This window comes from Trinickia dabaoshanensis (genome assembly GCF_002879885.1).
Lineage (GTDB): Bacteria > Pseudomonadota > Gammaproteobacteria > Burkholderiales > Burkholderiaceae > Trinickia > Trinickia dabaoshanensis.
Genome location: NZ_PNYA01000011.1, coordinates 1 through 13770, shown reverse-complemented (window position 1 = coordinate 13770; position 13770 = coordinate 1). Strand labels below are relative to the sequence as shown.

12 protein-coding genes and 1 pseudogene are annotated in these 13770 nt (G+C 65.2%); 11 read left to right on the top strand and 2 right to left on the bottom strand.

Annotated elements, in window-relative coordinates:
* Positions 1-7 precede the first annotated feature (7 nt).
* The 11 genes from C0Z18_RS13475 to C0Z18_RS13425 all read left to right on the top strand — a co-directional run bounded on the left by C0Z18_RS13475 (position 8) and on the right by C0Z18_RS13425 (position 11447).
* Positions 8-697, top strand: a complete 690-nt coding sequence (locus C0Z18_RS13475) for an ABC transporter permease (protein ID WP_102645926.1) — start codon at positions 8-10, stop codon at positions 695-697.
* A gap of 16 nt (positions 698-713) precedes the next feature.
* Entirely contained in the window at positions 714-1427 is a 714-nt protein-coding gene (locus C0Z18_RS13470; protein WP_102645925.1) for an ABC transporter permease, read from the top strand.
* Positions 1428-1472: 45 nt separating this feature from the next.
* Positions 1473-2267, top strand: coding sequence for an ABC transporter ATP-binding protein (locus C0Z18_RS13465; protein WP_102645924.1), 795 nt, complete (start codon positions 1473-1475; stop codon positions 2265-2267).
* 91 nt (positions 2268-2358) lie between these two features.
* Entirely contained in the window at positions 2359-3411 is a 1053-nt protein-coding gene (locus tag C0Z18_RS13460; protein WP_102645923.1) for a GlxA family transcriptional regulator, read from the top strand.
* 138 nt (positions 3412-3549) lie between these two features.
* On the top strand, positions 3550-4785 hold the full coding sequence (locus tag C0Z18_RS13455; RefSeq protein WP_102645922.1) for an aspartate aminotransferase family protein: 1236 nt from the start codon (positions 3550-3552) through the stop codon (positions 4783-4785).
* A gap of 27 nt (positions 4786-4812) precedes the next feature.
* A complete protein-coding gene (gene aruF, locus C0Z18_RS13450; protein WP_102645921.1) occupies positions 4813-5946 on the top strand; it encodes an arginine/ornithine succinyltransferase subunit alpha in 1134 nt (377 codons plus the stop codon).
* A complete protein-coding gene (gene astA / locus C0Z18_RS13445) occupies positions 5943-6980 on the top strand; it encodes an arginine N-succinyltransferase (RefSeq protein WP_102645920.1) in 1038 nt (345 codons plus the stop codon). The genes aruF and astA overlap by 4 nt, the downstream gene beginning before the upstream one ends.
* Positions 6981-6993: 13 nt before the next feature.
* A complete protein-coding gene (astD, locus tag C0Z18_RS13440) occupies positions 6994-8457 on the top strand; it encodes a succinylglutamate-semialdehyde dehydrogenase (RefSeq protein WP_102645919.1) in 1464 nt (487 codons plus the stop codon).
* A gap of 20 nt (positions 8458-8477) precedes the next feature.
* Positions 8478-9818, top strand: a complete 1341-nt coding sequence (gene astB / locus C0Z18_RS13435; RefSeq protein ID WP_102645918.1) for an N-succinylarginine dihydrolase — start codon at positions 8478-8480, stop codon at positions 9816-9818.
* A complete protein-coding gene (gene astE, locus C0Z18_RS13430) occupies positions 9802-10851 on the top strand; it encodes a succinylglutamate desuccinylase (RefSeq protein ID WP_102645917.1) in 1050 nt (349 codons plus the stop codon). The genes astB and astE overlap by 17 nt, the downstream gene beginning before the upstream one ends.
* Positions 10852-11009: 158 nt before the next feature.
* Positions 11010-11447 carry an Hsp20/alpha crystallin family protein gene (locus C0Z18_RS13425; RefSeq protein WP_102645916.1) on the top strand — a complete coding sequence of 146 codons (438 nt, stop codon included), beginning with the start codon at positions 11010-11012 and terminating at the stop codon, positions 11445-11447.
* A 69-nt stretch (positions 11448-11516) separates the two neighbouring features.
* Here C0Z18_RS13425 and C0Z18_RS13420 read toward each other — a convergent pair whose 3' ends face one another.
* The gene (locus tag C0Z18_RS13420; RefSeq protein WP_102645915.1) at positions 11517-13277 is read right to left on the bottom strand and encodes an adenosylcobalamin-dependent ribonucleoside-diphosphate reductase; all 1761 of its coding nucleotides are present in this window, start codon (positions 13275-13277) and stop codon (positions 11517-11519) included.
* A 52-nt stretch (positions 13278-13329) separates the two neighbouring features.
* Positions 13330-13770, bottom strand: a pseudogene (locus tag C0Z18_RS13415) (hypothetical protein); the annotation flags it as partial.

Sequence of the window (13770 nt, the reverse complement as noted above, 5' to 3'; positions counted from 1 at the left end):
GACGCCCGTGTTCCTGTATGGCTTCGGCCCGATCCTTCTCGCCGGCGCGATCAAGACGATCGAATTGTCGGTGCTTTCGCTGGCCGTCTCGGTGTTGCTGGGCCTGCTCGGCGCGGTCGCGAAGCTTTCGCGCAATCGCGTGGTGTCCGGCGCGGCAACGCTCTATACGACGTTGATCCGTTCGGTGCCCGATCTCGTCCTGATGCTGCTGCTCTTTTACAGCATCCAAATCGCCGTCAATCAAATGACCGATGCCCTCGGCATGGATCAAATCGACATCGATCCGTTCGTCGCGGGTGTCCTGACGCTCGGCTTCATTTATGGCGCCTACTTCACGGAGACCTTTCGCGGTGCGTTCTTGGCCGTGCCGCGGGGCCAGTTGGAGGCGGGCAGCGCCTATGGCATGAGCGGCATGCGCGTGTTCGCGCGCATCTTGTTTCCGCAGATGATGCGCTTCGCGCTGCCGGGCATCGGCAACAACTGGCAGGTGCTCGTGAAGGCGACGGCGCTCGTGTCGATCATCGGTCTGGCCGACGTCGTGAAGGCGGCGCAAGACGCCGGCAAGAGCACGTTCAACATGTTCTTCTTCATTCTCGTCGCGGCGCTGATCTATCTGGCGATCACCACCGTGTCGAACGTCGTGCTGCTGTGGCTCGACAAGCGTTATTCCATCGGCGTGCGGCACGCCGAACTTTGACGAGGCGCTGGGCAATATGATCGAAATCCTCTCCCAATACGGCCGCGCGTTTCTGTACTACGACGGACAAGGCTTCTCGGGCCTGGCCGTCACGTTGTGGCTGCTCGTCGCCTCGCTCGTCATCGGGTTTTGCATGGCGGTGCCGCTGGCCGTCGCCCGCGTGTCCAAGAACCGCTGGCTGTCGACGCCCGTGCGTTGCTATACCTACGTGTTTCGCGGCACGCCGCTCTACGTGCAACTGCTGCTGATCTACAGCGGCGTCTACAGCCTGCAGTTCATCCGCTCGCACGAAGTGCTGAACGAGTTTTTCCGCAGCGGCCTGCATTGCGCGATTCTCGCGTTCGGTTTGAACACGGCCGCCTATACGACCGAAATCTTCGCCGGGGCGATCCGCTCGATCTCCCACGGCGAGGTGGAAGCGGCTCGCGCCTACGGCATGAGCCGTTGGACGATGTACCTGCGCATCATCTTGCCCTCGGCGCTGCGCCGCGCGCTACCGTTGTACAGTAACGAGGTCATCTTGATGCTGCATGCGACCACGGTCGCCTTCACGGCCACGGTGCCCGACGTGCTGAAGGTCGCGCGCGACGCCAACTCGGCCACTTATATGTCGTTCCAGGCCTTCGGGATCGCCGCGCTGATCTATCTTGCGGTATCGTTCGCACTCGTCGCGGCGTTCCGGCGGGCCGAGCGGCACTGGCTGGCTTACTTGGCCGTCGGCCGGCATTGAAGCCGGCATTGATACAAACGCCATCGATTCATACGGGAGAGCACGGTGCTCCAAGCGACTTCTCAATCCGCCGCCGCCAAACTCGCGGCGCTCGACATCCATAAGCGCTACGGCGACAACGAGGTGCTCAAAGGCGTCACGCTGACGGCGAAAGCGGGCGACGTCATCAGCATCATCGGCGCAAGCGGCTCGGGCAAGAGCACGTTCCTGCGTTGCATCAACTTCCTCGAGCGGCCGAACGCGGGCAGCATCGTCGTCGATGGCGAAACGGTGCGTACGAAGGCAGACCGCGCCGGTAATCTCGAGGTGGCTGATCACAAGCAATTGCAGCGCATCCGCACGAAGCTCTCGATGGTGTTTCAGCACTTCAATCTCTGGGCGCATATGAACGTCCTGGAGAACGTGATCGAGGCGCCCGTGCACGTGCTGGGGCTGTCCAAGCGCGAAGCCGAGGAACGGGCGCGGATGTACCTGGAGAAGGTGGGGCTCGCGCCGCGTCTCGAGAAGCAATATCCGTCGCACTTGTCGGGCGGACAGCAGCAGCGCGTCGCGATTGCGCGTGCGCTAGCGATGAACCCGGACGTCATGCTCTTCGATGAACCGACCTCGGCGCTCGACCCCGAACTCGTCGGCGAAGTGCTCAAGGTCATGCAGAAGCTGGCCGAGGAGGGGCGCACGATGATCGTCGTCACGCACGAGATGGGCTTCGCGCGCAACGTCTCCAATCATGTAATGTTCCTGCATCAGGGGCGCACCGAGGAAGAGGGTGACCCGTCGGTCGTGCTGGCTCAACCGAGCAGCGAGCGCCTTAAGCAGTTTCTCTCGGGCAGCTTGAAGTAACGGCATGCAAGGCTGGAAGAACGAACGGCGGCGGGCTGAAGCACCTGCAGCGGCCGGTGCCGCCAGCGTCTTTAACGAGCGCGAGGGCTGAATGGTAGGGCGCGTGCAAGCCGGCCCGGCCAGGACGACGCAAGTGGCGATCGTGGCGTTGCCGCCCGTCTCGATGTCGGGTGTCGCCCCGATCGTCGATGCGCTGCGGCTCGCCAACGAAATCGACGGCCGCGCGCTGTACCGCTGGCGCATGCTGTCCTGGGATGGGCGCGCCGTGCCGCTCGCGGGCGGCGCGACGCTACCCGCGGACGACGCCTTCGGCGACGGGCTGTCCTGCGATTGGCTCATCGTGCTGGCCGAACGCTTCCAGCAATTTGCCGATTACCGGCTCTTTCTGGCTTCGCTCGCGCGTGTCGGGCAACGCACGCCGCTCGTGACCGGCATCCATCACGGCGTCTGGTGGCTCGCGATGGCGGGCCAGCTTTCGGGCTACCGGGTCAGCGTGAATTGGGAAACCTACCAGCAGTTCGCCGAGCAGTTCGAGCGCTCCATCGTCACCCAGCAGATCTTCGAAATCGACCGCGATCGCGCGACTTGCGCGGGCGGCTTGGCCAGCGTGGACTTCATGCTGGCGATGATCGGGCGCGAGCATGGTCCCGAACTCGCCGAACGCATCGCCGACGCGCTTGGCGTGGGCGTGCTGCGCTCGGGCGAGGAGCGCCAGCGCATCCCGTACGTCACGGCGCCGGGCGAGCGGCATCCGCGCTTGAACGACGCGCTTCAGCTCATGGAGGCGAACATCGAGGACCCGCTCACCACCGACGATATCGCGAACCTCGTAGGCGTCTCGCGCCGGCAGCTCGAGCGGCTGTTTCGACAGTACCTCGGCTCGATGCCGTCGAAGTACTACCTCGGCTTGCGGCTCGCCAAGGCGCGCATGCAATTGCAACGAACGAGCAAATCCATCGTGCAGGTGAGTCTGGCGTGCGGATTTTCGTCGGCGGCGCATTTTTCCAACGCGTATCGCGAACGCTTCGGCGTGACGCCGCGCGAGGAGCGTCGCAATTGGATCGCCAAGCAGCATGGAGCAGGCGTGGCTTATGCGGGCGAACCACGCGCGGGCGCATTGATCGAGCCGCCCGATAGCGCCTGACGAACGCGATAGATCGCGTCGCCCCCACGCAAGACGCCGTGACGATCGTTTTCTAAACTAACGTTTATTGCCCTGGTAAGTGACCCGGTGCTTCGCGGCGGGTCCGAGGGGCACCCCCTTACCCCTAGAGGACCCACCATGAACGATTTCGCTGTGAACCGCCAGACTTTCGACGAAGTCATGGTGCCGGTATTTTCGCCCGCGTCCTTCGTGCCGGTGCGCGGCCAAGGTTCGCGCGTTTGGGATACGCAGGGCCGCGATTATGTCGATTTCACGGGCGGGATCGCCGTGACGGGTTTGGGGCATGCCCATCCCGAACTCGTGCGCGTCCTTCGCGAGCAAGGCGAAACGCTGTGGCACGTGAGCAACGCCTATACGAACGAGCCCGTGTTGCGCCTGGCCAAGCGGCTCGAATCGCTGACGTTCGCCGACCGCGCGTTTTTCGCGAACTCGGGCGCCGAGGCGAACGAAGCCGCGCTCAAGCTCGCGCGCCGCGCGGCGATCGAGCGCCATGGCCCGGACAAGATCGAGATCGTTTCGTTCAAACAGTCGTTCCACGGCCGCACGTTCTTCACGGTCAGCGTGGGCGGCCAGCCGAAGTACGCCGAAGGTTTCGGCCCCGTGCCGGCCGGCATCGTGCATCTGCCGTATAACGACGTCGAAGCGGCACGCGCCGCCATCGGCCCGAAAACGTGCGCGGTCATCGTCGAGCCGATGCAGGGCGAGGGCGGGGTGATCCCGGCCGATCCGGCGTTCTTGCGCGCGCTGCGCGAGGCGTGCGACGCCCACGGCGCGCTGTTGATTTTCGATGAAGTCCAAACGGGTGTCGGCCGTACCGGCTTTTTCTACGCCTACATGGATACGGGCGTGACGCCCGACATCCTCACGACGGCCAAGGCGCTCGGCAATGGTTTTCCGATCGGCGCGATGCTGACGACCAACGAGATCGCTGCGCATTTCAAGGTCGGCGTGCACGGCACGACCTACGGCGGCAACCCGCTCGGGGCGGCCGTGGCGGACAAGGTGGTCGAGCTCGTCAGCGATCCCGCGCTGCTCGAGGGCGTCAAAGCGCGCGGCGCGCAAATCACGGCCAAGCTCGCCGAGATCAACGGGCGTTTCAATCTATTCAAGGAAGTGCGCGGCAAGGGTCTTTTGATCGGCGCGGAATTGACGGCGGCCTATGAAGGCCGCGCGAAGGATTTCGTGAACGCGGCGGCCGCGCACGGCGTGATGCTGCTGATCGCGGGCCCGAACGTACTGCGCTTCGCGCCCTCGCTCGTGATTCCCGAAGACGATCTGAACGAGGGCTTCGCGCGCCTGACGAAGGCGATCGAGGAAGTCGTCGGCGCCACGGCGGATGCCCAAGCTCGCTGATCGCGCCACGCCCGAGGAAATCACACCATGCTCTTCGTCCGTCCAGGCAGGCTTTCCGATCTCGACGCGCTCGCGCAGATGGCGCTCGCGGCGCGGCCGGTGCTGCATTCGTTGCCGCACGACCGCCACGAGCTCGAAGCGCGTATCGCGCTATCGGAAGATTCGTTTCGAGCCGACGTCGACTTCCCGGGCGAGGAGTTCTATCTCTTCGTGCTCGAGGACAGCGCGACGGGCAAACTGCTCGGCACCGCCAGCATCGTTGCCGCGGCCGGTTATGCCGAGCCCTTTTACGTTTTCCGCAACGACGCGTTGATTCACGCGTCGCGCGAGCTGCACGTCAATCGCAAGATTCACGCGTTGACGATGTCGCACGAGTTGACCGGCATGAGCCGGCTCGCGGGCTTTTACCTCGATCGCGAGGCGGCCGGCGCGGGCGACGCCGCCGCGCATTTGCTGTCGCGCGCGCGGATGATGTACATGGCTGCCAATCGCCGGCGCTTCACCCCAGAGGTGTTCTCGCTGCTGCTCGGCGTGACCGACGAAGCCGGGACGTCGCCGTTCTGGGAAGCCGTGGGCCGCAGATTCTTCGGGCGCGATTTCGCGCAGATCGAGATCGCATCGGGCGGGCGTAGCCGCACGTTCATCGCCGAAGTCATGCCCACGTATCCGCTGTACGTGCCGCTTTTGCCCGAGCAAGCGCAGCGCGTGATCGGCGAGCCGAACGTCAAGGCGCTGCTGTCGTACGACATTCATATCGAGGAAGGCTTCGAGCCCGATCGCTTCGTCGACATCTTCGACGCGGGCCCGGTGCTGACCGCGCAAATCGATCGCAGTGCCTGCGTCAGATTCAACGAAACGCGCACGGTGCGCGAAGCCGGCGGAAAAGCCGCTGAGCACGCGCGTGCCTACCTCGTATCGAGCCATCGCGGGGGCGATTTCCGCTGCGTGTTGGCCGAGTTGCCGGACGCGCATTCGCCCGATACATCGCTTGGCGGGCCGGTGCGCGCCGCGCTCGACGTCGTGCACGGCGACACCGTGCGCTGCGTGCCGCTGCATCGCAGCGCGCAGGAGGCGAGCGAAGCGAGTGACGATGGCGGCGAGAACGCCTACCTCGGATCGCTTCCGGGCAACCCAACGAAACCTACCGGAGATCGGCGATGATCGTCGTTCGTGCCGTCAAGACAGACGACCTCGATGCGCTCGTCTCGCTCGCGGGAGAAACGGGCCCGGGCCTGACGACGTTCAAGCCCGACCGCGATGCGCTGGCCGCGCGTATCGTGCGCGCGCAGCGAACCATGGAGGGCCGCGCCGCGCCGCATGAAGCGGGCTATTTTTTCGTGATGGAAGATACCGCGACGCACGACGTCGCGGGTGTCTGCGGCATCGAAGTGCAAGTGGGCCTCGAGCAGCCGTTCTACAACTATCGCGTGAGCACGGTCGTGCATGCGAGCCAGGAGCTCGGCGTGTGGACCAAGATGTCGCTGCTCAATATCTCGCACGACCTCACGGGCTATGCCGAGGTGTGCTCGCTGTTCCTATCGCCGCGTTATCGCGCGCATGGCGTGGGCGGCCTGCTGTCGCGATCGCGCTTCATGTTCATGGCGCAGTTCCGCGAGCATTTTCCGGAGCGGCTGTGCGCCGAGCTGCGCGGACACTTCGACGCGGACGGCACTTCGCCGTTTTGGCGCGCGGTCGGCTCGCACTTCTATCAGATCGATTTCAACGCGGCCGATTATCTGAGCGCTCACGGGCGCAAGTCGTTCCTGGCGGAGTTGATGCCGCGCTATCCCGTGTACGCCGATTTGTTGCCGAGCGAGGCGCAAGCGGTGATCGGGCTCACGCATCGCGACACGGCGCCGGCTCGCAAGATGCTGGAAGCCGAAGGTCTGCGGTATCAGAACCACGTCGATATCTTCGACGCGGGTCCGGTGCTCGAGTGTCATATCAACGATCTGCGCACGGTGCGTGAAAGCCAGGTCGTTCCGGTCGTCGTCAGTCGTGCCGGTGGTGAGCAAGGCGGCGAAGGCGTGCGCTCGCTGGTCTCGAATATGTCGATGTCGGGTTTTCGCGTCGGCGTCGCGCCGGGCACGGTCACGGACGGCGCGATGCGCCTATCGGCCGACGATGCGGCGGCGCTCGAAGTGAGCGACGGCGATCACGTGCGCGTGCTGGCGCTGGGCAAAAAGAATCAGTAAGGACCGAGAGAACATGAGCGAACTTTTTATCGACGGGCAATGGTGCGAGGCGAACGGCCCCGCGTTTGCGTCGCGCAATCCCGGCACGGGTGCCGTGGTGTGGGAGGGCAAGAGCGCCTCGGCGAGCGACGTCGATCGGGCCGTCGCGAGCGCGCGCCGCGCGTTCGGTGCGTGGTCGGCGCTGCCGCTCGAAACGCGTATCGAGATCGTCCAGCGCTTCGCCGCATTGCTGACCGAGCGCAAGGAAAGCATCGCGCATGCGATCGGGCGCGAAACGGGCAAGCCGCTTTGGGAAGCGCGCACCGAAGTGGCTGCGATGGCGGCGAAAGTGGGCATTTCGATCACCGCTTACCACGAACGCACGGGTGAAAAGCGGATGCCGATGGCGGACGGCACGGCGGTGCTGCGGCATCGTCCGCACGGCGTCGTGGCCGTGTTCGGCCCGTACAACTTTCCGGGACACCTGCCCAACGGCCATATCGTGCCGGCGTTGATCGCAGGCAACGCGGTGGTGTTCAAGCCTTCGGAGCTTGCCCCGGACGTCGCGCGCGCAACGGTGGACGTGTGGCGCGAGGCCGGCTTGCCGCCGGGTGTGCTCAATCTCGTGCAGGGCGAAAAAGAGACGGGCGTGGCGCTGGCCAATCATCGCCAAATCGACGGGTTGTTCTTTACGGGTAGCTCCGACACCGGCACGCTGCTGCACAAGCAATTCGGCGGGCGGCCCGAGATCGTCCTCGCGCTCGAGATGGGCGGCAACAATCCGCTGATCGTCGCGGATGTCGAGGACATCGATGCAGCCGTGCACCATACGATCCAATCGGCGTATTTGTCGGCGGGGCAGCGTTGCACCTGTGCGCGCCGCATCTTCGTGCCGCGCGGCGCGTTCGGCGATCGCTTCCTCGCGCGCTTGACCGACGTCACCTCGCGTATCGCGTACGGTCTTTACGATGCCGAGCCGCAGCCGTTCATGGGGGCCGTTGTGTCGGCGCGCGCGGCATCGAAGCTCGTGGACGCGCAGGCGCGGCTCGTGGCGGCGGGCGCGCGCTCATTGCTGAGCATGGCGCAGCGCGATGAGCGCTTGGGCTTCGTGAGCCCGGCGATTCTCGACGTCACCGAGGTGGCCGAACTGCCCGACGAGGAGCACTTCGGCCCGCTCGCGCAAATCGTGCGCTACGGGAGTTTCGACGAAGCGATCGCGCGCGCGAACGATACGGTCTACGGTCTTTCGGCGGGGCTGCTCGCCGACGACGAAGCGCTCTGGACACAATTTCACCGCTCGATACGCGCGGGTATCGTCAACTGGAACCGGCCGACGAACGGCGCGTCCTCGGCGGCGCCTTTCGGCGGCACGGGCCGCTCGGGCAACCATCGGCCGAGCGCCTATTACGCGGCCGACTATTGCGCTTATCCGATGGCCTCTGTCGAAAGCGCGCAACTCACGATGCCCGCGAGCGTATCGCCGGGTCTCCAATTCTAAAGATCGACGAAGGATCGACGATGCAAGCACGGGAAGCCAATTTCGACGGACTCGTAGGTCCGACGCACAACTACGCGGGGCTGTCGTTCGGCAACGTGGCGTCGCAGACGAACGAGAAATCGATCGCCAATCCGCTCGCCGCCGCCAAGCAAGGTTTGCGCAAGATGAAGCAACTGGCCGATCTCGGCTTTTTGCAGGGCGTGCTGCCGCCGCAAGAGCGGCCGTCGTTGCGGCTGCTGCGCGAGCTGGGTTTCTCCGGCACCGAGCAGAGGGTGATCGAGCGCGCGGCGAAGGAAGCGCCCGAACTGTTGGCGGCGGCGAGCTCGGCTTCGGCGATGTGGACGGCCAATGCGGCCACGGTCAGCCCGTCCGCCGATACGCAGGACGGCCGCGTCCATTTCACGCCGGCCAACTTGACGAGCAAGCTGCATCGCGCGATCGAACATGAGGCGACGCGCCGCACGCTCTCTGCCATCTTCGCCGACCCGGCATGCTTCGTCGTACACGAGGCGTTGCCCGGCACCCCCGCGCTCGGCGACGAAGGTGCCGCGAACCATACGCGTTTTTGCGCGCAATACGGCGAGCGCGGCGTCGAATTTTTCGTCTACGGACGTAGCGAATACCGGCGCGGCCCGGAGCCCGTCCGGTATCCGGCGCGCCAGACCTTCGAAGCGAGCCGCGCCGTCGCGCAGCGTCACGGGCTCACCGAGGAGGGCACGGTCTACGCGCAGCAAAGCCCCGACGTGATCGATGCGGGCGTGTTCCACAACGACGTCATCGCCGTGGGCAACCGGCAAACGCTGTTTTGCCACGAGCGCGCCTTCGTCGAACAAAGCGCCGTGTACGATCAGTTGCGCGCGCAACTAGCACGCGGCGGCGCGCAGTTGAACGTGATCGAAGTGCCCGATGCGCGCGTGAGCGTGGGCGATGCGGTGTCGTCGTATCTTTTCAACAGCCAGCTTTTGACGCGACCCGATGGGCGCGACGTGTTGGTGGTGCCGCAAGAATGCCGCGAGAACCCGCATGTGGCGGCGTATCTCGACGATCTCATGAGCGTTTCGGGACCGATCAGCGACGTGCTCGTGTTCGATTTGCGCGAAAGCATGAAAAACGGAGGCGGGCCTGCTTGCTTGCGTTTGCGGGTGGTGCTGACCGAGGCGGAGCGGGCGGCCGTCGCACCCGGCGTATGGATCGACGATGCGCTGTTTTCACGGCTCGATGCTTGGATCGGCAAGCACTACCGCGATCGGCTCACACCGAGCGACCTCGCTGACCCGCGCTTGCTCGACGAATCGCGCACGGCGCTCGACGAGTTGACGCAAATTCTCGGCCTCGGCTCGCTGTATGACTTCCAGCGCTGAGCCGGCGATGCTCGCCGATTTTCTTGCGTTCACGCTTGCGGGCATACGTCCCGGTGCGCTCGACGCGCAAGGCGACACAGCGGGCGGGGTGCGCTATCGATGGCTCGAGGAGGGCGTGATCGAGCTTGCGCCGGCCGCATGGCCGCAAGCGCGGCCATTGTCGAGCGTCTTCGTTTCGGCCGGTGTGCACGGCGACGAAACCGCGCCGATCGAGTTGCTCTCGCGCATGGTCGCGGACATCGCGCGCGGCGATCTGCCGCTCGCCTGCCGACTGGGCATTGTCCTCGGCAACGTGGCCGCGATGCGAGCGGGCTGCCGATATATCGATGACGATCTGAACCGGCTGTTTTGCGGGCGGCATGCGCAACTGGCCGATAGCCGAGAGGCACCGCGCGCAAGCGTGCTCGAAGCGGCGGCCCGGGAATTTTTCGCTGTGGCGCCCGATGATAGGGGTATGCGTTGGCACATCGATATGCATACGGCGATTCGAGCGTCGGTCTTCGAGCGATTCGCGCTGCTGCCGCATACGGGCACGCCGCCTTCGCGCGCGATGTTCGAATGGCTCGCCGATGCCCGCATCGAGGCTGTCTTGTTGCATACGGCCAAGGGCAACACCTATACGCATTTCACGGCCGAGGCGTTCGGGGCGAACGCTTGCACGCTCGAACTCGGGAAGGTGAGGCCGTTCGGCGCAAACGATCTGTCGCGCTTCTCGGGTGCCGACGCCGCCGTGCGTTCGCTCGTATCGGGCGCGAGCGAGCGCGATGCCGCGCCGATGCCGCGCGTGTTCACCGTCATCGGCCAGATCACGAAGCACAGCGAGGCGTTCGAGCTGTGCATGGCGGACGACGTTTCGAACTTCACGCCTTTCTCGAAAGGCGCGGTCCTCGCGCGCGACGGCGATTACCAATACACCGTGACGCGCGATGAAGAGCGGATCGTGTTTCCGAACCGCACCGTGAAGCCCGGCTTGCGGGCCGGGCTCACCGTCGTCGAGACGACGCGAGAAACGTTGGCGGAGCTGGCGCGTTAGATTGCTGCCGCGCACGCACCGGCGCAGCCCTGTTGATGCAAATCAACCACGCTATCGCACCGCGTCCTAAAGTGAGTACGCAACGGCGAGGTAGTGATGTCGCGCGTGATGCGCGGCAAACGCTTCGTTTGTCCTCATATCTTTAAGGAGCGAATGCAATGAGCAATTTGACGCGTTACGACCCGTTCTCGATCGAGTCGATTCCCGATCTGTTCCAAGGCTTTTTCCGGCCGATGCGTTCGCTCGCTTTGCATAACGGCGATATGCCGCTGGCGGACGTCAAGGTCGACGTGACCGAGACGGATACGGCCTATACGGTCAAGGCCGAGATGCCCGGCATCGACAAGAAAGACATCGATGTGAAGATCGACGGCAACGTCGTGTCGATCAGCGCCAAGGCGGAGCGCAACAAGGAACTGAAAGAAGGCGAACGCGTGATTCGCAGCGAGCGCTACTCGGGCATGATCAGCCGGTCGTTCTCGCTCGACAGCGATATCGACGAAGCCGCCGCCGCGGCCACCTATCAAGACGGCGTGTTGTCGCTGACGTTGCCGAAGAAGGCAACGACTGCCAAGAAGCATCTGCAAATCAACTGAAGTATCGAACGAACTAATGAACCAGGGCGGCGCGACTGCGCCGCTCGCACGTTCGCGAAAGCCGCTGCGTCAGCAAATGGCGCAGCGCGGCGTCTGCGATTGCATGACGGCCTCGAGTTTCGGATCCGGACGAAACACCGTGATGCCCTTGAGCCCGGCTTTCCGAGCCGAAAAGAACAACGCATCGACCTGCTCGGGCGAACTGTCCGCGGCGATCGTGACGGTCTTGGAGATGGCCGCATCGACGAACGGTTGCAAGGCGGCCAGCATCGCGACATGGTCGAGCGCGCGGATATCGACAGCCCGGCGGAAGTACTCGGGCAGCGGCGCGTGGGCGCCATGTATCGCATGGTAGAGGCGCCTTGCATGGTTCTCGACACGGTAGACCCGCGGCTCATGGCCGCCCAAACGCACCGCGCGGCAATACACCCAGTCGTAGGCCGGCTCGATACCGTTCGAGCAGTTGTCGGCGAACGCTAGACTCACGCTGCCCGTCGGCGCGAACGAGAGCAGATGGCTGTTGCGCAGACCGTCGCGCGCGATCGCGGCTCGCACGGGCCCGGGTAGACGCGAGCCGAAGGCGCCGGGTGCAAGATGATGCGAGGCATCGAATAGCGGATAGGGCCCGCGCTCCGCCGCGAGCACGCTCGATGCCGCGTAAGCGTGATCTCGCATGCACGCGGCGATGCGCGCTGCGACCGCGCGCGCGGCCGGCGTGTCGTAAGCCAGGCGCAGCATCGCGAGCGCATCGGCGAGCCCCGTTACCCCAACGCCGATGCGGCGCTTCGACATCGCTTCGCGCGCTTGCGCAGCCAAGGGCCAGCGCGTGGCGGTGATGACGTTATCCAGCAAGCGCACTTGTGTGCGCACGAGCGAGGCGAGCCGTGCGTAATCGAAGCTCGGCTCGCCCTGCGATCCGAAAGGGTGATGCACGAGGCGCGAGAGATCGATCGGCCCCAGCACGCAACTGCCCCACGCCGGCAGCGGCTGCTCGCCGCACGGGTTGGTCGCCGCGATCGTTTCGATCGGCGCCAGCGTGTCGGTCGCGTTGATCGTGTCGATGAAAAGGAGCCCGGGCTCCGCACTCTCACGCGCGCATTCGACGATTTGCCGCCACAAGGCGCGGGCGCCGACTTGCGCGTAGACGAAGGTGCCGTCGGCACTTTGCGAAGGCGCGTGTTCGACCGCGGCGGGCTTCGCATGGTGCGAGAGCGTCCACGGCGCATCGTCCGCCACCGCGCGCATGAAGGCATCGGTGACGGCCACCGAGACGTTGAACGTGTGCCAGCGCGCTCGACCTTGCTTAGCGCGTACGAATGCAACGAGATCGGGATGGTCGCAACGCAGCACCGCCATCTGGGCGCCGCGACGCGCGCCCTCGAACGTGAGCTGCCGACACGCTTGGTCGAAGCGGTCGATGACCGAACACACGCCGAGCGCCGGCGCGACGGGCGAGAAATCGTAGCCTACGCCACCGCCCATCGAGAGCGTCGTGCGCGCATCGGCCAACGCCTGTTCGATATCGGATGCGCTCGCAACGTGCTCGTTCGATGGACATACGGGTTGGACGAAACAATTGACCATCGTTCCGCCGTGCGTCGTACCGGCATTCGCCATGATGCGCCCGGCCCCGATCGCGCCGCGCAACATGTTGCGGTAAAACCGGCCCGCGATACGCTCGCGGAGCGGCTCGGCTTCCACGGCGGCCAGCGCGAGCGACACGCGCCGGAACACGTCGCGGCAGTCGCCCTCGCCCGGAACGAGGTAGCGGTCCGCGAGGACCGATGCGCTGATCGGTTGCGCGATGTCGTGCTGTGCGGGGAGTCGCATACCTATCGATGGCTGCCGCGGTGGTGTAATGCCCGGGGGCGTCGCGCGAGCGTCACTGGTCTGGCTCGACCACTAACCATCCCTCGGGGCAATACGTCACGTAGGGATAGTATTGACCGGCCGACCGGCAGTAGTACCAATAGGGGCCCATCCCGGCGGTGCCGTAAGCGACGTCGCCGGGGATGAATGGATCCGGATACGGATAGATCGGCCGCGGATAAAAGTACCAGAGGCCGCCCACCACCCACCACCACCCGATGCGTCCGTCGTGATGAGAATGATGCCAACGGCCCCCGCGCCATACGCGCGCGTCTTGATCGACGAAGCGGTGCATGTCGCCGCGATACGGTGCCGGGACGGCGCCGAACGCACGCGGCGCCTGTGCGATCGGGGCGCCCGGCACAACGTGCGGCGCCATGTGCCTGCCGTGCTCCTGATCGAACCGGGGCGCGCCCGCCGGACCGGGGTTCGGGCGCATCGCAGGGGCTGGGGC

Bases quoted from the DNA above. Each gene is read 5' to 3' on its own strand.
- C0Z18_RS13470 (WP_102645925.1), top strand. From the start codon at position 714: ATGATCGAAATCCTCTCCCAATACGGCCGCGCGTTTCTGTACTACGAC.
- C0Z18_RS13460 (WP_102645923.1), top strand. From the start codon at position 2,359: ATGGTAGGGCGCGTGCAAGCCGGCCCGGCCAGGACGACGCAAGTGGCG.
- C0Z18_RS13455 (WP_102645922.1), top strand. From the start codon at position 3,550: ATGAACGATTTCGCTGTGAACCGCCAGACTTTCGACGAAGTCATGGTG.
- aruF (WP_102645921.1), top strand. From the start codon at position 4,813: ATGCTCTTCGTCCGTCCAGGCAGGCTTTCCGATCTCGACGCGCTCGCG.
- astA (WP_102645920.1), top strand. From the start codon at position 5,943: ATGATCGTCGTTCGTGCCGTCAAGACAGACGACCTCGATGCGCTCGTC.
- astD (WP_102645919.1), top strand. From the start codon at position 6,994: ATGAGCGAACTTTTTATCGACGGGCAATGGTGCGAGGCGAACGGCCCC.
- astB (WP_102645918.1), top strand. From the start codon at position 8,478: ATGCAAGCACGGGAAGCCAATTTCGACGGACTCGTAGGTCCGACGCAC.
- astE (WP_102645917.1), top strand. From the start codon at position 9,802: ATGACTTCCAGCGCTGAGCCGGCGATGCTCGCCGATTTTCTTGCGTTC.
- C0Z18_RS13425 (WP_102645916.1), top strand. From the start codon at position 11,010: ATGAGCAATTTGACGCGTTACGACCCGTTCTCGATCGAGTCGATTCCC.
- C0Z18_RS13420 (WP_102645915.1), bottom strand. From the start codon at position 13,277: ATGCGACTCCCCGCACAGCACGACATCGCGCAACCGATCAGCGCATCG.